The sequence below is a fragment of the Hymenobacter glaciei genome (assembly GCF_039539585.1).
GTDB lineage: Bacteria > Bacteroidota > Bacteroidia > Cytophagales > Hymenobacteraceae > Hymenobacter > Hymenobacter glaciei.
In genome coordinates this window covers 184,901-203,225 of record NZ_BAABDK010000035.1, presented here as the reverse complement: position 1 = coordinate 203,225, position 18,325 = coordinate 184,901, and the positions used below count along the sequence as shown (strand labels likewise).

General features: G+C 60.9%; 16 protein-coding genes. 10 read left to right on the top strand and 6 right to left on the bottom strand.

Annotated features, from left to right (window positions below; translation table 11 throughout):
* The first annotated feature begins 82 nt into the window (after window positions 1-82).
* The 3 genes from ABD837_RS24265 to ABD837_RS24255 all read left to right on the top strand — a co-directional run bounded on the left by ABD837_RS24265 (window position 83) and on the right by ABD837_RS24255 (window position 1,759).
* Window positions 83-838, top strand: coding sequence for a DUF1223 domain-containing protein (locus ABD837_RS24265; RefSeq protein WP_345059764.1), 756 nt, complete (start codon window positions 83-85; stop codon window positions 836-838).
* Between the two features lie 69 nt (window positions 839-907).
* The gene (locus ABD837_RS24260; protein WP_345059762.1) at window positions 908-1,489 is read left to right on the top strand and encodes a sigma-70 family RNA polymerase sigma factor; all 582 of its coding nucleotides are present in this window, start codon (window positions 908-910) and stop codon (window positions 1,487-1,489) included.
* A 15-nt stretch (window positions 1,490-1,504) separates the two neighbouring features.
* Complete coding sequence (locus ABD837_RS24255; RefSeq protein WP_345059760.1) at window positions 1,505-1,759, top strand: anti-sigma factor family protein; 255 nt, start codon at window positions 1,505-1,507, stop codon at window positions 1,757-1,759.
* A 243-nt stretch (window positions 1,760-2,002) separates the two neighbouring features.
* Here the strand turns inward: ABD837_RS24255 and ABD837_RS24250 are convergent, their stop codons facing one another.
* From ABD837_RS24250 to ABD837_RS24240, 3 genes are all read right to left on the bottom strand, one after another.
* Complete coding sequence (locus ABD837_RS24250; RefSeq protein ID WP_345059758.1) at window positions 2,003-2,329, bottom strand: 2Fe-2S iron-sulfur cluster-binding protein; 327 nt, start codon at window positions 2,327-2,329, stop codon at window positions 2,003-2,005.
* 130 nt (window positions 2,330-2,459) lie between these two features.
* Window positions 2,460-3,476 (bottom strand): NAD(P)/FAD-dependent oxidoreductase, encoded by a 1,017-nt coding sequence (locus tag ABD837_RS24245; RefSeq protein ID WP_345059756.1) that lies wholly within the window; start codon window positions 3,474-3,476, stop codon window positions 2,460-2,462.
* Window positions 3,477-3,690: 214 nt separating this feature from the next.
* On the bottom strand, window positions 3,691-4,080 hold the full coding sequence (locus ABD837_RS24240) for a hypothetical protein (RefSeq protein ID WP_345059754.1): 390 nt from the start codon (window positions 4,078-4,080) through the stop codon (window positions 3,691-3,693).
* A 254-nt stretch (window positions 4,081-4,334) separates the two neighbouring features.
* Between ABD837_RS24240 and ABD837_RS24235 the strand changes: the two genes are divergently transcribed.
* From ABD837_RS24235 to ABD837_RS24205, 7 genes are all read left to right on the top strand, one after another.
* Complete coding sequence (locus ABD837_RS24235) at window positions 4,335-5,672, top strand: hypothetical protein (RefSeq protein ID WP_345059752.1); 1,338 nt, start codon at window positions 4,335-4,337, stop codon at window positions 5,670-5,672.
* A gap of 16 nt (window positions 5,673-5,688) precedes the next feature.
* Window positions 5,689-6,099, top strand: coding sequence for a hypothetical protein (locus tag ABD837_RS24230; protein WP_345059750.1), 411 nt, complete (start codon window positions 5,689-5,691; stop codon window positions 6,097-6,099).
* Between the two features lie 152 nt (window positions 6,100-6,251).
* On the top strand, window positions 6,252-7,733 hold the full coding sequence (locus ABD837_RS24225; RefSeq protein WP_345059748.1) for a hypothetical protein: 1,482 nt from the start codon (window positions 6,252-6,254) through the stop codon (window positions 7,731-7,733).
* 101 nt (window positions 7,734-7,834) lie between these two features.
* The gene (locus tag ABD837_RS24220; RefSeq protein ID WP_345059746.1) at window positions 7,835-11,242 is read left to right on the top strand and encodes a hypothetical protein; all 3,408 of its coding nucleotides are present in this window, start codon (window positions 7,835-7,837) and stop codon (window positions 11,240-11,242) included.
* Between the two features lie 13 nt (window positions 11,243-11,255).
* The gene (locus ABD837_RS24215) at window positions 11,256-12,401 is read left to right on the top strand and encodes a hypothetical protein (protein ID WP_345059744.1); all 1,146 of its coding nucleotides are present in this window, start codon (window positions 11,256-11,258) and stop codon (window positions 12,399-12,401) included.
* A gap of 209 nt (window positions 12,402-12,610) precedes the next feature.
* Window positions 12,611-14,104 (top strand): hypothetical protein, encoded by a 1,494-nt coding sequence (locus tag ABD837_RS24210; protein WP_345059742.1) that lies wholly within the window; start codon window positions 12,611-12,613, stop codon window positions 14,102-14,104.
* A gap of 137 nt (window positions 14,105-14,241) precedes the next feature.
* Window positions 14,242-14,901, top strand: a complete 660-nt coding sequence (locus ABD837_RS24205; protein ID WP_345059740.1) for a hypothetical protein — start codon at window positions 14,242-14,244, stop codon at window positions 14,899-14,901.
* A 485-nt stretch (window positions 14,902-15,386) separates the two neighbouring features.
* On the opposite strand, the gene mgrA is transcribed toward ABD837_RS24205, so the two are convergent.
* From mgrA to ABD837_RS24190, 3 genes are all read right to left on the bottom strand, one after another.
* Window positions 15,387-16,376 (bottom strand): L-glyceraldehyde 3-phosphate reductase, encoded by a 990-nt coding sequence (gene mgrA, locus ABD837_RS24200; RefSeq protein ID WP_345059738.1) that lies wholly within the window; start codon window positions 16,374-16,376, stop codon window positions 15,387-15,389.
* 90 nt (window positions 16,377-16,466) lie between these two features.
* Window positions 16,467-17,552, bottom strand: a complete 1,086-nt coding sequence (gene fbaA, locus ABD837_RS24195) for a class II fructose-bisphosphate aldolase (protein WP_345059736.1) — start codon at window positions 17,550-17,552, stop codon at window positions 16,467-16,469.
* A 314-nt stretch (window positions 17,553-17,866) separates the two neighbouring features.
* Window positions 17,867-18,268, bottom strand: a complete 402-nt coding sequence (locus ABD837_RS24190; RefSeq protein WP_345059734.1) for a hypothetical protein — start codon at window positions 18,266-18,268, stop codon at window positions 17,867-17,869.
* Window positions 18,269-18,325: the final 57 nt, after the last annotated feature.

The window sequence follows — 18,325 nt, the reverse complement described above, 5'->3', positions numbered from 1 at the left end:
TATGTAAGGCAGGGCGAGCAGCAGCGTCTGGCTAAGTGCTGCTCCGTTCGGGGCCTCAAGTCCATTTTACTTTTCCTGCGCCATGAAAACGTTGCTGATGCTCTTGCCTCTGGTTGCCGCCGTTGGTTCTGCGCCGGGGCCTGTCTCTGTGCCGCCTACCCGGGTGCCGGTGGTCGTCGAGCTGTTCACTTCCGAAGGCTGTTCCAGCTGCCCGGCGGCCGATGCGGCCCTGCGCGAACTGGTGCTGGCCCAGTCGGTGCCCGGCGTCGAAATCATCGCCCTCGGCGAGCACGTCGACTACTGGAACCGGCTAGGCTGGAAGGACAGCTTCTCATCAGCAACCTACACCGAGCGGCAGCGGCAGTACGCCACCGGATTTGGCTCGGGCTCCTACACGCCCCAGGCCGTGGTGAATGGCCGCTACGAGTTGGTGGGCAGTCGGAGCGCTGCACTGGCCACTGCCATTGCCAAAGCAGCCCAGGAGCCGCAGGCCGCGGTATCGGTTACTGCTACGGCGGCCATGGCCCAGGTGCAGGTGCGGAGCCTGCCTGCCGGCACGCCGGCCACCGAAGTGCTGCTGGCCATCACCGAAAGCGGGCTGGCTTCGCAGATTGGGCGGGGCGAGAATTCCGGCCTGTTGCTGCGGCACGCGGCCGTGGTGCGCCAGCTGCTGCCCCTGGGCCAGGTAGGCGCTGCTGGTACCTTCAGCGCCCGCCAGGCCCTGCAGCTACCTCCCGGCTGGAAGCGCTCCAACCTACGAGCCGTGGCCTTGGTGCAGGAAGTGGTTTCGCACCGCATTGTGGGTGCTGCCACGGCATCAATCGAAAGTATGCAGTGAGTCGTTCACTGCTCGCCAAGCCAAGCGTAATATTGTGGTGCGACCCAACCCGCTTAGTCGTCGCTCCGCATGACCCCAGCACCCCCCGTTCCGGCCGAGTGGCCCGCCCGCTTCGGCGACGAGCTTTACCGCTTTGCCCTGAGCCGCGTTTCCGATGCCGAGACGGCCGAAGAGCTGGTGCAGGAAACCTTTCTCAGCGCGCTGGCCAACCTGGCCACCTTCCGGGCCGAGGCCTCCGAGCGCACTTGGCTGTTCGTTATCCTGCGCCGCAAAATCATCGACCACTACCGCCGTCAGGCCCGCGCCCCGCACATCGGGCTCGATGCGCTGAGCGACGGCGGCAGCACTCCCGAAACGGACTACTTTAACCCGACCAACGGGCACTGGGTTGGCCCGCAGGCCCCCGCCAGCTGGCTCCGGGCCGATGCCGCGCTGGAGCAGCAGGAACTGCACGAGATTCTGCGCCTGTGCCAGGAGCGGCTCTCGGCGCAGCAGGGCGCGGTGTTCGCTATGCGTTTCGTGGAGGAATTATCGGCCGAAGAAATTTGTCAGGAGCTCGGGCTGACTTCGGCCAACTATTGGGTTATCGTGCACCGGGCCAAGCTCCAGCTGCGCCGCTGCCTCGAAAAACACGGCCTGGGCCAGTCCTAATCTATTCTATTCGCTATGCTACGACTTATTACCTGCCAGCACGCCACCTTGCTCATCGAGCAGCACGAAGACCCTACCATGCCGCGCCGCGAGCGCGCCAGCCTGTGGCTGCATCTGCACCTGTGCCCCAACTGCAAGCGCTATTCAAAGCAATCTATGCTGATTGCGGACTGGGCGCGCGCCTCCGCTGCGGCCCGGGCGCAGGCGGGCCCGGCCTTATCGGCGGCCGCCAAGGAGCGGATGCGTGAACAGCTGGTTGCGGCAGGCTAGCGCCCGGCATTGTGAGGCCGCAGGCCGTGGCAACCGAAGGTCAGCGGAGCTAATTCGTCCTCTCTCAGCAACTAGGCTTAAGTTGTGACACACTATTTTTAAAACGCAAAAAGCCCCGACTCTACTGCAGAGCCGGGGCTTTTTACATTGTGAGGGTGGTCGCATTTACCGGACGGATTAGCTCCGCTGACCTTCGGTTGCCGCGTTGCGCTGCGCTCCACTCGCAATGACAGGCGGGCCTGCCTACGCGCCCGTTGGGGCCAGGCGCACTACCAGCCCATCGGTGCGGGGTGTGAGGCGAATCTGACAGCTTAGGCGCGAGCCTTCGAGCACCACGGGCAGGGTTTCGAGCATGTCGAGCTCGGCGTCTTCGGGCTCGGGCAGGGCCGGGCCGGACAGTACTTCGACGTGGCAGGTGGCGCACAGAGCCATGCCGCCGCAGGTAGCCTGAATGTCGTAGCCATCGGCCTTGAGCACCTCCATCAGGCTCAGGCCCATGTCGGTGGGGGCAATGATTTCACGGCGCTGGCCGGGCATTTCTTCAACGTAGATGCGGATATCGTTTTCCATAGAACTATTGGGTAGGCAGCACAAAAGAACGTCATGCCGAGTTGGCCGAGCCTCTCTACTGCGCAATCAGGACTACTGTTGCGATAAAGATGCTTCGGCCAACTCAGCATGATGTGCTGAAAACGCCAGATTACATGCTGGGTGCTCCGTTGACGGTCGTGTACTTGAGGGTGTACTTCTTATCGGGGAAAATGTATTTGAAAGCGCCCTGGCACATAAGCGCGGCCTCGTGGAAGCCACATAGAATCAGCTTCAGCTTGCCGGGGTAGGTGTTGATGTCGCCGATGGCGAACACGCCGGGCAGCGAGGTGCTGTAGTCCACGGTATCAACTTTCACCGCATCATTCTCAATCTCCAACCCCCACTCGCCGATGGGGCCGAGCTTGGGCGTGAGGCCAAACAGCGGAATGAAGCAGTCGAGCGGGACCGTTTCGGCCGTGCCGTCGTTGCCGGTGATGGTCACTTCTTTCAGGGTGCCGTTGCCGTGCAGATGCGTCACGTTCGAGCTCAGTACGAGCTTGATTTTGCCGGCTTCGTGCAGGGTTTTTACTTTCTCGGCCGAGTCGGCGGCGCCACGGAAGGTGGTGCCGCGGTGCACAAGCGTTACGTCGGAGGCCACGTTGGCGAGGAAGTTGGTCCAGTCGAGGGCCGAGTCGCCGCCGCCGGCAATCACGATTTTCTTGTCGCGGAAGTGCTCGGGGTCGCGCACCATGTAGTGCACGCCTTTGCCGCCTTCAAAATGCTCCAGGTTTTCGACGGCCGGTTTGCGCGGCTCAAACGAACCCAGGCCGCCGGCAATGGCCACGGCCTTGCAGTGAATTTCGGTGCCGTCGGTGGTGAACAGCTGGAAGGAGCCGTCGTCGAGCTTCTTGAACTGCTCCACCCGTTCGCCCAGGGTGAAGGTCGGGTGGAAGGGCTCAATCTGCTTCATCAGATTATCGACCAGGTCGCCGGCCAGGATTTCCGGGAAGCCCGGGATGTCGTAAATCGGCTTCTTCGGATAAATCTCGGAGAGCTGGCCGCCGGGCTGGGGCAGCGCATCAACAACGTGGCAGCGGAGCTTGAGCAAACCCGCTTCAAAAACTGCAAACAGACCGACCGGGCCGGCTCCGATAATGCAGATATCGGTGGAAATAGTATTGGACATAAGGAAACTAAGTGCCTTTAACCGGGCGTCGGCTTTGAAGCGGCCACAACGTAGGAGGCCGTTGGCGCAAAGGTACGGTTCGGGGTTGGGGCGGCCAATTGGCAGCAGGTTTTATAACAACGGCAGGCACCAAAACGTTGGCTGACACACAGCAAATTGCTCTTGTCCAAACGCCGGGGCTGGCCCGGTGCAGCCACTTTGCCAACGGGTTGCATCAGCCCTCGTCCAGAAACTGGGCCGCGTCCCACAGGTTCAGAAACTGGCGCACAGGCATGGCCTGGCTGGTGGTCACGGCATCGCTGAGGTGGCGGGTGGGAAGGCCGGGAATATGAATTTCGGCCACGATGCGAACCCCTCGGGCTACAATGAGCTGCTCGACGGCCACAAACTCGGCGCGCAACGCCGGACTAGCCTGGTTGACCACCTGCATGTCGCTGAGAATGCTGAAGCCTGGCTGCACCTGGGCCAGGGCCGCAGACCAGTCCGCACGGTAGTGGGGCAATTCGGTAGCGCCCTGCATCTGCCCAAAATTTTGGTAGAAAATGCGGTTTTTAGCGGGGTCTACCGTGAGTTGATATTCGGAACGAAAGGCAATCAGGAGCATTAACAAAATGGGAAGGGTATGGCAAAGTTCGGGCATACAACCCAAACACGTGCTGGCACAGCCCCGCAGAAGGCGGCAGTGGGCACCGGCAACAGCGTATTGTTGACAGGGCGCGTGCCGCCAAATCCCGTTCAGCGTGCGGCTGTGTACCATCAGTGCGTTGCCTGCGTTTGGAGGCAGTGGTTTTCGGCCGGCCGGCATTTTGCTGCGTAATGCCTATACTTCGCCCCCAAACCTCGCCTTGCGCTTCCCCTATGCCAATATCCGATTTCGGGCTCCGTCCCGCGTTGCGTCTTTTTCGGGATTTCCGGCTTGCCGGAGTACTTCTGGGGACCGTTTCACTGCTGACAGCTTGCAACACCGAGCCCGCTGAAACCACCGCCACCAAGCCCACCAAAGGCACCAAAACAACTGCCGAAACGCCCGCTACCACCGAGGCAGCGCCGCTGCACGTGAGTGTTTTTCTGGAATATTCGGGCGGCATGAAGGGCTTCGTGCCGCGTGGCGGGGCCGACAAGCCAGCCACCGAATTCCAAAAGCGCATCGGCGCGCTCATCACCGAAACCCAGGTGAATGGCGCGGTGGGCGAGCGGAAGTACTACCTGTGCGAAAACGCCGCACCCCGGCCCGTGAAATTTGAAGAGCTGCGCGACGTGGTGCAGGGCGAAGTGAGCCAGGCCGCCCTCGGCACCGAGCTGCCGCAGATGCTGGAAGGCATTCTCAACCGCCCCAAAGCCGGGGAGGAGGTGAGCGTGGTGATTTCGGATTTCATCTATGGCCCGGCCCGTAAGTCCGATTTTTCGCAGCTGCCCAACCTGATTCGCACCTCCATTGCGCCAGTCAACCGCCAGCAGCTGGCCGTGGCGGTGTTCGGTGAGACGTCGCATTTTTATGGCAGCTACTTTCCCGCGGTGAAAACGCCGGTGCAGAAACGAACCCTGAACGGCGAGAAGGTGCCCTATTACGTGTGGGTGATTGGGCCACCCGCCCAGGTAGCGCGCTACGCCGCCGAAGTCTTTAAGAATGCCCCGGCCCAGCAGGCTTTTTTTGGCTTGAAAACCAGCACGCCCGCCTTTGCGCCCTTGCTCACCAAGCTCACTGACCCAAAATTAAAGTCGAGCGGTGGTACGGTCTACGCCGAAAACAACGGCCTGACGCTGAATCCTTCCGACGACCCGGTGGACTTTTCGGTGGGCCTCGATTTAAAGGAATTACCGCTTGCCTGGCAGAATCCTACATTTCTGGCCCAACATCTGCTCGTGCGCCTGCCCAACGGCCAAGCCAGCCTGCTGCCCAATTCGGTGCGCCCGCTCACCGATGAAGAGCACAGCGGCCAGCCAGTGCTGGCGCCCTACACCCACGTGCTGCGCCTGCGGGTGAGCAAGCTGGCGGCACCCACCGCCACGCTTACCGTTTCGCTGCCCGCCCCGGAAACGCCGGACTGGGTAGGTGCCTGGGCCACGACCAACGACAATACGCCCGCGCCCCGCACGTTTGGCCTCGACCAAATTCTGGCAGGCGTTCGCCAGTCGTATCCAACCACGCTGCCGCCCGTATTCACGGTTCAGCTTCCGCTTAAAAACGATAAATAACCTGCCTTTTTAACTCATGCAAACCTTCTTCACCAGCCTGTACTCGGCCCTGATTTCCATTTTCCAAAGCCAGCGCCCGGCTGATTATGGCTTGTATAAAACGGACTTGTTCTCGCTCGTGGGTTGGAGCACGCTGGGTGTGAGCCTACTGCTGGTGCTGTTGTTCTACTATGTGTTCAACTCGGCTATGCGCACCGGCATGTTCCGCACGCCGCACTGGGCCCTCACGCTGGCATTGGCCGCGGGCCTGGGCGTGTTCCTAGCCAACAGCCTCAGCAAGAGCCACGGCGCTGAGGCCAGCAGCTACCTGGGTTACTTCATGGTCGTGAACATGATTGTGGCGGCCCTGTGGTTCCTGTTGTTTTCGGTGTTGCTGAAGCGCTGGAGCACGTATGCGCGCACCACGCCGTTTGTGGGACCGTTTTAACCCCACCCCCGGCCCCTCCCCGGTGGTGAGGGGTGCCTGACGATTCTCAGGTTGGGCTTTCATTTTAGTAGTAGTAATAATAGCCTCGCTGCCTCGGCACCCCTCCCTACCGGGGAGGGACCGGGGGTGGGGTTCACCCGCCAGAACAAGCAATGTCTAAACTATTCATCTTCGCCGTGGGCGGCACCGGGGCCCGCGTACTGCGCTCCCTCACCATGCTGCTGGCCTCGGGCGTGCGCATTCCGAACTGCGACCAGGTGGTGCCCGTCCTCATCGACCCCGATACTCAGAACGGCGACGTGACCCGCACCGTGGCACTGCTCAAGCGCTACGCCCGCATTCACGAAGCGCTGTACAGCGATGGGCAGAAGGAAAAAACCGGCTTCTTCAGCCAGCCCATGAACACGCTGGCCCACCTGAACACCAGCGGGGGCGGCGAGGAGCTGCGCGACTCGTTCGTGTACGACTTCGGCGGCATCAGCCAGCCCTTCCGCGATTACCTGAAATACAACGACCTCTCGGTGGAAACGCAGGGTTTGGTTGATTTGCTGTTCACGCAGGACAGCCTTGCGGCTAACCTCGACGTGGGTTTCCGCGGTTCGCCCAACGTGGGCTCGGTGGTGCTGAACGCGGTGGTGCAATCCAAGGAAATGCGCTACCTCGCCCAGAGCCTGCAGGACGGCGACCGGACGTTTTTCATCAGCTCAATTTTTGGGGGCACGGGCGCGGCTGGCTTCCCGCTGCTGGTGAAAAACCTGCGTGACGCCAACTCGCCGCTGGCCCACCCCGAAATCCGCCGCCGCCTCAAGGCCGGCGCGCTGGTGATGCTGCCGTACTTCAAGCTGCAGGACCCTTCGGCCGATGAAAAGTCGGCTGGTCAGGATTTCATCGACTCGAACACCTTCATTACGAAGACCAAAACGGCCCTTTCGTACTACGCCGACAACCTGAAGGGGCTGGAAGCCATGTACTACCTCGGCGACCAGCCGGGCCAGCCGCTGGCTAACCACCCCGGCCGCGCCGAACAGCGCAACCAAGCCCATTTACTGGAGTTGCTGGGTGCGCTGGCTGTGCCGCACTTCATGGAAGTGCCCGACAACCAGCTCGACAGCAACCAGCCGCTCTACCACGAGTACGGCCTGAAAGCCGACACTACCGACATCGACTTCGGCCAGCTGCCCACCGAGATGCGCCAGGAAGTGGCCCGCCCGCTCATTCAGCTGCACTACTTCGCTCGCTACTTCCTCAAGCACACACCCGAGGATGCCAAAGCACCCTACTACGAGGCGGGCGACCTCTCGGCCCAACTGCGCAATAACCGCGCCCTACGCGAGCTGACCGACTTTTTTGGCGAATACAACGAGTGGCTGCGCGAGCTGGGCGTGAACCAGCGCCGCTACACCGCCATCCGCGCCGATGAGATGGATTTCAACAAAATGGTGGCCGATAAAACGGTGGAAACCGGCATTTTCAGCAAAGGCATCACGCCCGGCTTTTTCCGCGATGAGCTCACGAAAGCAGTAGGCAAAGCCACGCTGAACAACCCGACGGAGAACGAGGCGTTGCGCTGGGTAGTGAAAGCTTTTGAGGAGGCAACGGGGGAAATTCTGGACAAGAAGCTGCAATACTCCTAATCTAGTTATCAGTTGCTGGTTGTGCGTTGTCAGGCAAAATGACAATGCGGAAACAATAGCGGCTGACAACGGACAACTAGCAACTGACAACTAATAGATTAATGGCTAAAATCCTGCGACTACACGACACCGGCTCCAGCACCCACGAGGGCTGGGGACCGACTGGTAAAATTGGCCCCCACGAAGTGGAGCGCCTGCTCGACCCGCAAGGCGGACGCGCCGCCAAGGTGGCGGTTTCGATTCCCTCGCCCTTCGCCCGGATGCACCTGGTAGAAACCGCGTTGCGCTTCGTGACGCAGGGCGGCACCAGCCAGGACTCGGTGTACCACCAGCTGGTGAGCCACTTTTGGGACGTGTGGGAAATGGTGTTCAACTTTCACCAGCGCAAGCTGGCCAGCCAGCGCCTGCAAATCCGGGCCTGGCGCAAGGACGAGGAACTGGCCAAGCTGCGTGCCAACCCCGCCACCCGCCCGCTGGCCGACGTGCTGAGTTTGTACCTCGACGGCCGCTTCGCAAAGCTGACCGAGATGCACCTCATCTATTTCCCCGGCGCCAATGGCGTGCCGCAGCTTATCGGCGGCACTTCGCCGCTCACCCTGTTTTTCCCCGCGCCCAATGTGAAGCCGCTGCCGGTGCAGCGCCCGCAGGGTGGGGGCTATTATTTTGATAACCAGTACGTGCCGCTGGCTAACCGCGAAGCCGCTTTCCGCGACTACGTGTATCAGGAGTTTGTGGGCGACCCGGCCCTGACGACGATGGCCCCGCTGGTGCGCGACACGTTGGACCGCGGCCAACTGCAGCGCTGGGCCATGGATGGTACCGCCAGCCTCGCCAACTACCCGGTGCTGACGGACGCTTCCAACAACCAGATTGACGTGGCCGGTGTGCTGCTGCGCGTGCGCTCCGACGAGGGCTCGGTGCGTGGCTCCGACCTGTTCATCCGGCCCACGCGGGCGGGCGTTGCGGGGCCGTTGCCCATTGTGCTGCGCCCGGGTTTGAAAGCCATTGGCAAGAAGTATTACAATGAAACCCTGTTTGCCGACAGCGGTGCCACCGTGCCCGCCGCCGACCCCCGGCCGCTGAAGGAGCGCACGCTGCCTGGTCCGGAATTGCCGTATCCGTACCTCACGGTGAATGACCTGCTGGAAGAAACCCTGCTGGCGGTGCCTTATGAGGTGGATGAGGCCCGGTTCTTCTGTGGTAACCTGAAAATTGCGCCCGGCTTCCGGCCCAGCAGCTGGCCGCTGCTGCCCATCAAGCCGGCGTATTTCGACTACTTTACGCAGCAGGATTTGGCCGAGCACCTCTCGCTGGAGCTCGAATCGGCTTGCATCCGGGTGCGGCTGCGCATACCGGTGAGCGGCGGCGACTACGTGGATTATGAGCGCGCCTACTACGACAACCCGCAAGGGGAGGGCATGGGCCGCCTGCGTGTGACCAACGTGGCGCTGTCGGTGTTTCCGTTCGTGAAGGTGGCCGACGCGCCGCAGTACAACGACTTCTACAAAGTGATGCTGGTCGACGCCAACAACATCGACCCGAGCATGGTGACCAAGAAAGTCGACCTGAAATTCTGGGCCAACGGCCACCAGCTCAGCGACACCGGCACCGACCAGAGCGCCACCCGCTACGAGCGCACCCCCAAAACCAGCCAGGACGAAGGCAGCACCTACTACGAGGTGCGGGGCACGCATTTCGACTACCTCGAAGTGCTGAACCCGGCCCCGGCCGAAGGCCGCGCGCTCATCATCCCGCGCTGGCCCGAACAGCGCCAGGGCACCAAGGAATACCGCTTTGCCATCGACTTTGGCACCACGAACACCCACGTGGCCATGCAGGACAGCCCCGGCCAGGAGCCCAAGCCGTTCAGCTTCGGCCTGAGTGATACGCCGGTGGCTTTGCTGAAAAAGAGCACTGCCGAGCCCGACCGTACGGCTTACGAGCGCCTGTACCGCGGCATCGACGACGACCCGGCCAACTTCGTGCAAATCAAACGCTGGCAGCAGTACCAGGAGCGCGAGTTCGTGCCGCCCATTCTGGGGGCCGACAGCTCGCCGTACGCCTTCCCGGCGCGCACCGCCACCTACGAGGCGGCCAACTACGCCACCCAGGAGTTGAGCGTGCTGGGCAACATCAACGTGGCTTTCGGCATCATCACCGAGGAGCAGCGCCGGCCGAATTACCACACTAACCTAAAGTGGGATAACTCGCTGAACATCGCCAACACCAACCGGGTGCGGGCGTTTTTCAAGGAAATTCTGCTGCTGTGCCGCGCCAAGGTGGCCCTGAACGGCGGCAACCTCGCGGCCACGCAAATCACCTGGTTTGCTCCGCTGAGCTTTTCGACTTACCAGCGCAACCTCTACCAGCGCGAGTGGGACACGCTGTTTCACGACGTGTTCAAAACGACCAACTCCATGCCCTGCATGGTGGAGTCGACGGCGCCGTACTACTACCTCACCCGCCGCAACATCGTAACGCTGGGACCGGGCGAAAACGCGGCCTTCATCGACATCGGCGGCGGCACGACCGATGTGCTGCTTTACGCCGACCGCAAACCGGTGCTGAGCACTTCGTTCCGCTTCGCCGGCAACGACTTGTGGGGTGATGGCGGGGCCGAAGTGCGGGGCTCGAAGGACAACGGCTTGGTGCGTTTTGGTGTAGCTGGGGTGCAGAGCGCGGTGCTGAGTCCCGCCGCTCGCCGGGCCCGCGAATACGTGCTGGTGGCCGAGGGAACTGACAACTTCGGGTCCGAGGACGTGGCTAGCTTCCTGTTCAACTACGACCAGCTGCTGGGCTTCAGCGAGCGGTTGTTGCGGGCCGAACACCTGCGCGTGCTGTTTTACCTGCACTTCGGCGCGCTGATTTACCACGTGGCGCAGGTGACGGTGGCTAACGGCCAACAATTGCCGCGCTACCTGTGCTTCACAGGGCGCGGCAGCCTCTACGTGCGCCTGCTGGCCGCTGGCTCCAACCTGCAACCGGTGGAGAAGCTGGCCCGCCTCATCATGGAAAAAGCCACTGGCCAGACCGTACCGACCGATTTCCGCATCAAACTCGCCGATGACCCCAAGCAAACCACCGCCAACGGCGGCGTGCTGGCCACCGGCCAGATTCCGCAGGACCCGCCCATGGTGCGCCCCGTGGGCGTGCTGCCCGACCCGGAAAACCCGCTGGCCGACAAAGGTGAGCACCACCTCGAAGCCACGGCCGTGACCGACGAAATAAAGCAGGCCGTGCTGAACAACGCCCGCGCCTGCCTCAAGCTACTGCTCGAAGACCCCGAACTCAAACGGGTACAGGCTGACCTGGGAGTCAAAAACGACCAGGGCTTGGTGATGCAAACGCTGGAGCGCAGCCTTGGCGATTCCTTCAACCTCTACCGCCAGCAGTACGCCGACGTGCTGCGCGATGGTGATACCGTGCCTGAAACGCTGTTCTTCCTGCCGTTTAAAAACGCCCTGTATGAGCTATCCAAGGTGCTTCATGACGCGCAGCCGCTCAACTAGGTCAACAGGCCAGATGAGTCTGCTCCAGTCGGCCGGCTGCCCACGTAAGGGCAGCCGGCCGTTGCTGCTATGTGCTTTCCTGCTCGCGCTCGCGGTGTTGGGGAGCAGCCCGGCAGCATGGGCCCAGGGGGGCGTCGAAAATGGCGGGCCCGGTGCCGCTACTGATTCAGCGACTACGTCAACAACCGTGACGACTGCCCCGGCAACCAACTGGAGCACGGTATGGGCCGTGCTGGGGGGAGTCGTCGTCGGGGCATTTGGCGCGTGGCTGTGGGCCCGGCGGATGGCGAAGCCAGAGGGCGCGGCCCGACCGCCGGCCAATGTTGCGCCGGAAGCGCCGGCCATTCCCGCACCCAAGGCGCCCGCCCAAAACGTGCGGAAAGCGCCCGAAAGCCAGCCCGCAAAACCGGAAACTGCTGCGCCGACTGTTGTGGCCCCTGTAGTGCCTGTAGCACCTGGGCCAGCAGAAGCTGCGCCGTCGCCCGATGGGCCGGCCAAAATCGTGTCAGCCAAGTCGTTGCGCGAGGTGCAAGGCGTGCCGAAACCAGCGGGCAAGTCGTCATCGACGAATAAAAAGAACAAGCCGAATTTCAACTCCATTAGCCCTGCGCCCAAGTCATCCGAGGCGTGGCCGCAGATTCCTCAACGCGCCCCTGCTATGAACCCAAACACGCCTTTGGTGCCCCCCGCCGATAATCAGCCCCTGGAACCCGGCCAGACCGTGGAGTGGGCCGCGCCAACATCTACGCCAGCCGCTATTCAGGAGCTAATTGAGGCCAGCGCCCCGCCGGCTGCTCCCGCTACTGCGGCTGCGCCCGAAGCGGCAGCCCCGGGCAATGGGCCCGCGCACTATTACGCGCCGGCTCCCGATGTGCCCAGCATTGAGCACCGCAAGCTCAGCCCCAACCCGCTGCCGCAAATGCCGGTGCTTATCACGCTGCCGCACGCCGAGGCCACCACGGCACAATTTTCGTTCAGCCCCCAGGCCGACCAGTCGCGCATTATTGGCAATGGCGTGCGGGAGCTCAAGGAGTTTTTCCAGTTTGAGTTGCCGCCCACCGAGCAGTTTACTACTATCCAAAACCTGAAACCCGGCAAGCTCGAAAAGCGCGATGATGCCTGGCACGTGGTGCAAAAAGCTGAAATCGCGTTGAGCTAGCCGTTCTGACATTGCTTCAATAACCGTCATGCCGAGCGCAGCCGAGGCATCTCGCGTGCCACCACTAATCCTAATTAATTGGATTACTTCGGCCCGCGAGATGCCTCGGCTACGCTCGGCATGACGTTCTTATCGATGCAGCGACGAGAGGCCAAATAATGCATCTCTGCAGTGCTGCCGTACCTTCGGCTATTATCTGAAAAGCGTTTATGCTCTTAATTGAAATTCTGCTCATCCTGGCGCTGGTGGCCTGGCAGGCGCTGGTGTTTCTGCGCAACCGCCAGCTTACGGCCCGGGTGCAGGTTATGTATCCGCTGGCCGGAGCGGTTGCCGTGCAGCCCATCACGTTCACAGCCGCGCAGCCCGAGAAGAATTTCGACATTCAGTACGATGCCCTCATCACCCGCGATGCTTCGCCGGAGTTCGGTCAAATCATCACGGACACCAACGAATACCTCCTTAACAACCGCGGTGCGGCTGCCGATTTCGGCATTCTGAAAGACATTTCCGAGCGTCACGCCGAGGCCTTGGACGAGGAGATTCAGGCCCAGATTGCTACGCCGCTGTACCTGGGTTTGCTGGGCACCTTCACCGGCGCTATTTTGGGGTTGCTGTCGCTGGTGGGCAATCCGTTTGCCGACGCGGCGGTCGACCCCGCCAAGGACACGTCGTTCAGCAACGCCGACGTGCAGCACTTCCTCGGTGGTGTGCTCATCGCCATGATAGGCAGCCTGTTTGGCCTGGCCTTCACCCTGGCCGGCAACCAGCTGCTGAAGCAGGCGCGTGCCATCCGTGACCGCAACAAAAACGCCTACTACACCTTCCTGCAAAAGGCGCTGCTGCCCAAGCTGAACTCCGACATGCAGGCCGGCATGAGCAACCTGAAATCGGTGCTCGATAGCTTCAACGCCGAGTTCTTCAGCCAGATTCAGAACGACTTTTTCAGCAAGATTCACGAGTTCACGCCGCTCATCGCCAGCATCACCGAGAACGTGAGCGTGCAGAAGCGTTTCCTGGAGCAGCTGGAGAAAATTGGCTACTCGGAGCTGGCCAACGCTACTATTAAGGTATTTGACCGGGTGGATGAAAGCGCCCAGACCTTCGAGAAATTCCTGGGTTACCAGCAGGCGCTCAATACCACCGTCATCCACAGCAACGAGGCCGCCCAAACCATCGGTTCGCTGCTCAACCGCCTCACGGCGCTGGAGGAGGGCCTCGCCAGCGTGCCGCAGTACCTACAACAGCACGACGATGCGCTACGCCAGCAAGTGGCTTTCTTCAGCCAGCACGGCAAGCTGCTGGTCGATTTGGGCGCGCAAATTCGCCAGGGCGTGAGCGAAGGCGTGCACCGCATGGACGCCGAACTCGACGGCCGTCTGCAGGAGCTGCAAAAGGAAGCCAGCGCCGCCCACGAGCAGTGGCAGCAGCATTTTCGTCGCCTGAACCAAGACAACATCTACCAGAAAATCACCGAGTACCTCAACCCCTTCACCCAGCTTCCGGCCCAGCAAAAGGACCTGAACGTGCTGCAGGAGCGCCAGGCCGGCCTAGCCGCGCAAGCCATGCAGCGGATGGAGGCGCGGCTGCTGGCCGACGCGCAGCTGCAGCAGCAGCTGTTGCAGCAAGTGGACCGCACCAACAAGGTGCTGGAAGAAATCACCAAGCCGAACTGGTTTCAGCGCACCGTGCTGGGCAAGAAGTGAGATTGCACCTGCGCAGAAACGTCATGCTGAGCGCAGTCGAAGCATCTCGCGTGCCACCACTAATAATTGATGCATCCAAAAAACGAATTACTACCACACGCGAGATGCTTCGGCTTCGCTCAGCATGACGTTCTGATATGAAAGAGAGCAAGGACTTCTTCTGGCCCAGCTACGTGGACCTTATGACGGCCCTGTTCCTCATCATGCTCGTGCTGTTCGTGCTAGGTTTCAAGCGCTCCAACGACAAGCAGCGCGACAACGAGAATCTGATTTCAGAGCTGAAAGTGCAGGTGCAGGAGAAGCGCAAGCTCGACGAAATCAAGGCAGCACTTAAGCGACTGGAAAGCAATTACTTCGAATACAACCCTGCCTACAAGCGCTACGAGCTGAAGTTTCCGGTCACCTTCGCGCCTAAGAGCGACGTGCTGCCCTACGAAGCGCAAACGCCGCTGGTGAAAGCCGGCCGTTTCCTGCTGCGCGAGATGCAGTCGATAAAAAACGACGACAACGTGCAGTACCTCATCGTGGTAGAGGGCCGCGCCGCCAAAGACCTGCGCTACCCCGCCAACGACCCGCACAACCTCGATGGCCCGGCCGTGCGCCAGCTCAGCTACAGCCGGGCCTTGGCCGTGATTCGGCTCTGGGAGCAGGCGGGGCTGCGGTTTCCGGCGAATCTGGAAGTGGTAGCGGCCGGCAGCGGCTTCCGGGGAGCCGGGCGCTATACGGGCAACCAGGAAGCGCTCAACAAGCGGTTTATCATCCAGATTCAGCCCAAAATTGGTTCGATTGGGAAGTGACTAATGCCATTAAATTGATGCAGCAGGGGCTCAGCGGCAGAAGAGTTTCAGTGGGATAACTATCCCTGGCTGCCTAAAACGACTCATGTGAGCAGGTTGTAGTGCGGCAGGTACATAAAAAACGACGTTTTGAAGGATGCTCTCCTTCAACTTGGCTATGCTTGACGGTTGTAACCCTTTAGCTGCTTGATAGAGTTTCATGCTGGTTATGGCATCAATACGCCCGTTACCAGCTACCTGACAACTAAAAGATACAAAGCCTTTCCCTCTTCGGCATAATGCAGCTTGCTGCTTTGGCGTGAATACCCTTCGGGCTGCCTGGTTAATAGTTTCCGGCCTTTCAATTCGTATCTCTTCCGGGTCGGAATAAACAGTGTTTTTATTTCTGGTTTGGGCTTGAACACTGCTCAAGCTGCTCTGAATTATCAACCAAGTGCTAACCAATAGTGAATTCAGATTCATCTTGCAGCACGGGTTCAGGATACTTACGCCTGCAAAATCTTCTCAATCGCGGCCAACTCCTCCGCGCTAAACGCCAGGTTCTCCAGGCAGCGCAGCGAGTCGTCGAGTTGCTCGGGTTTGCTGGCCCCGATGAGCACGGACGTTACCCGTTCATCTCTCAGCAGCCAGGCGAGGGCCATTTGGGCGAGGCTTTGGTTGCGGGTTTGGGCTAGGTCGTTCAGGCGGCGCACCTGTGAGAGGCGTTCGGGCGTCAGGTTGCTTTCGGTGAGAAAACCCACGCCCTTGGCTACGCGCGAGTCGTCGGGGATGCCGTCCAGGTACTTGTTGGTGAGCAGGCCCTGGGCCAGGGGCGAGAAGGGGATGCAGCCCACGCCTTCGGTGCCGAGCAAATCGAGCAGGCCGTCTTCCACCCAGCGCTCAAACATCGAATACTTGGGCTGGTGAATGAGGCAGGGCGTGCCCAACCCGCGCAGCAGCGCGAATGCTTCGGCTGCTTCGGCCGGCTGGTAGTTGCTTAGGCCCACATACAGTGCCTTGCCCTGGCGCACGATGAGGTCGAGCGCCGCCATGGTTTCGGCCAGGGGCGTATCGGGGTCGGGGCGGTGGTGGTAGAAGATGTCGACATAGTCCAGTCCCATGCGTTTCAGGCTCTGGTCGAGGCTGGAAACCAGGTATTTTTTCGAGCCCCACTCGCCGTAGGGGCCCTCCCACATGTGGTAGCCGGCTTTGGTCGAAATGATGAGCTCGTCGCGGTGGGCGTGGAAATCCTCCCGCAGGATGCGGCCAAAATTCGTCTCGGCCGAGCCGGGCGGTGGGCCGTAGTTGTTGGCCAGGTCGAAATGCGTGATGCCCCGGTCGAAGGCCCGGTGCAGAATGGCGCGGGAGTTTTCGAACGTGTCGACCCCACCGAAATTTTGCCACAGGCCCAATGAAATCGCCGGCAGCTTCAGCCCACTGCGGCCACAGCGGCGGTACGTCATTTCCTGGTAGCGAGCGGGGCTGGGCTGGTACATTACGCTTACGCTTAATGAAGAATGAGGAATGAAGAATGAGCAAATGTGCGCTCAATTCTTCATTCCTCATTCTTCATTAAGCCGCAGGCGTTAAAACCGGCGGTTGATGCAGTTCAGGTCCTCAAAGGCCTGCTTCAGGCGCGCTACAAAGGTGTCTTCACCTTTGCGCAGCCACACGCGCGGGTCGTAGTACTTCTTGTTGGGCGAGTCGGCACCGCCGGGGTTGCCAATCTGGCCCTGCAGGAAGCCTTCGTTCTTCACGTAGTAGTCCTTGATGCCTTCCCAGAACGCCCACTGCAGGTCGGTATCAATGTTCATCTTGATGGCGCCGTAGCTGATGGCTTCGCGGATTTCCTCCTGGCTGGAACCCGAGCCGCCGTGGAACACGAAGTCGATGGGCAGCAGCTCCGCAATGCTGTGCTTGCTGCGCAGGTGCTCCTGCGAGTTGTGCAGAATTTTGGGCTGCAGCTTCACGTTGCCGGGCTTGTACACGCCGTGCACGTTGCCGAAAGCGGCCGCAATGGTGAAGCGGGGGCTCACCTCGCTCAGCTGCTCGTAGGCGTAGGCCACTTCCTCGGGCTGGGTGTAGAGCTTGCTCGAATCCACATCGGAGTTGTCGACGCCGTCTTCTTCGCCACCGGTCACGCCGAGCTCAATCTCCAGCGTCATCCCGATTTTGGCCATGCGCTCGAGGTAGCGCTTGCAGATTTCAATGTTCTCCTCAATCGGCTCTTCCGACAAATCGAGCATGTGCGAACTGTAGAGCGGCTGGCCGTGCTGCTGGTAGTATTTCTCGCCGGCGTCGAGCAGGCCATCAATCCAGGGCAGGAGCTTTTTGGCAGCGTGGTCGGTGTGCAGCACCACGGGCACGTCGTAGAGGGCTGCCATCTGGTGCACGTGGTAAGCGCCCGAAATGCCGCCCGCGATGCTGGCCTGCTGCTTGTCGTTGGGCACCGACTTGCCGGCAAAAAACTGCGCACCGCCGTTCGAGAACTGAATCATTACGGGCGAGTTCACGGCTTTGGCCGTTTCGAGCACGCCGTTCACGGTGTTGGTGCCGGTCACGTTCACGGCGGGCAAGGCGTAGCCGTTGGCTTTGGCGTTGCGGAAGAGGGCCTGCACTTCGTCGCCGTGCAGCACGCCGGCGCGCAGGCCGGTAAGGGTTTGGTCAGCCATAAAAAGGGGATGTGCGGCCAGAGCCGCGGTGGAATGGATGGGCAAAGGCAAGCGCGCGAACCAGGGCCGGGCCGCGCGTGCAAAGTACGGGCTGCCCCGCCGAACCTGAAAGCCCGTTCCCAAACGAAGCGTTTACCCAAAGTAGCCTGATGGCACCTAGCCCGCACTGCGGGCTTGCGGGCAAAAAAATAGAGGCTGGCCGTTGCAGCAGCCAGCCTCTCAGCACAATTTCACACGCACACTTCTTCTTGATTTTCAAGAGGCAATATAGCCCGGGTTGTTGAAGTACCCAAACCAACCCAGAAAAAAAAGCTTTATTCGGCCGTGTCCAGCGTCAGGGTCATCACCCGGGTCAGGGATTGCACGCCGTAGGCGGAAGTGACCTGCAACTGGTACGGATAATCGCCTTCCGGCAGGCACAGCCCGCGCAGGTTAAGCTGAATGTGGTGCTCGCCGCTGCTCAGGCCCTTGCGCACCACGGCCGCCATCTTGCGGCCCAACAGGTCGAAGATTTCGAGGCGCACATCGGCCGCGTAAAGAAGGGTGAAGGGAATGACTGTTTCGCCCTCGTGCGGGTTCGGCACATTCTGGCTCAGGACGAGCGGAGTAACTTCACGGTCGGTGTAGCGGTGCGCGCCCAGGCCCACTGGGCGTGGAAATGGCAAGGCGCTAAGTACCTGCGCCGCGAGTTGGTTCTGGGAAGGGGTAAAGGCCATGCAGAGAGAAGGTAAGAGTGGGCGATAAATAGTCTGAGAATGGTGGGAGAAGTAATT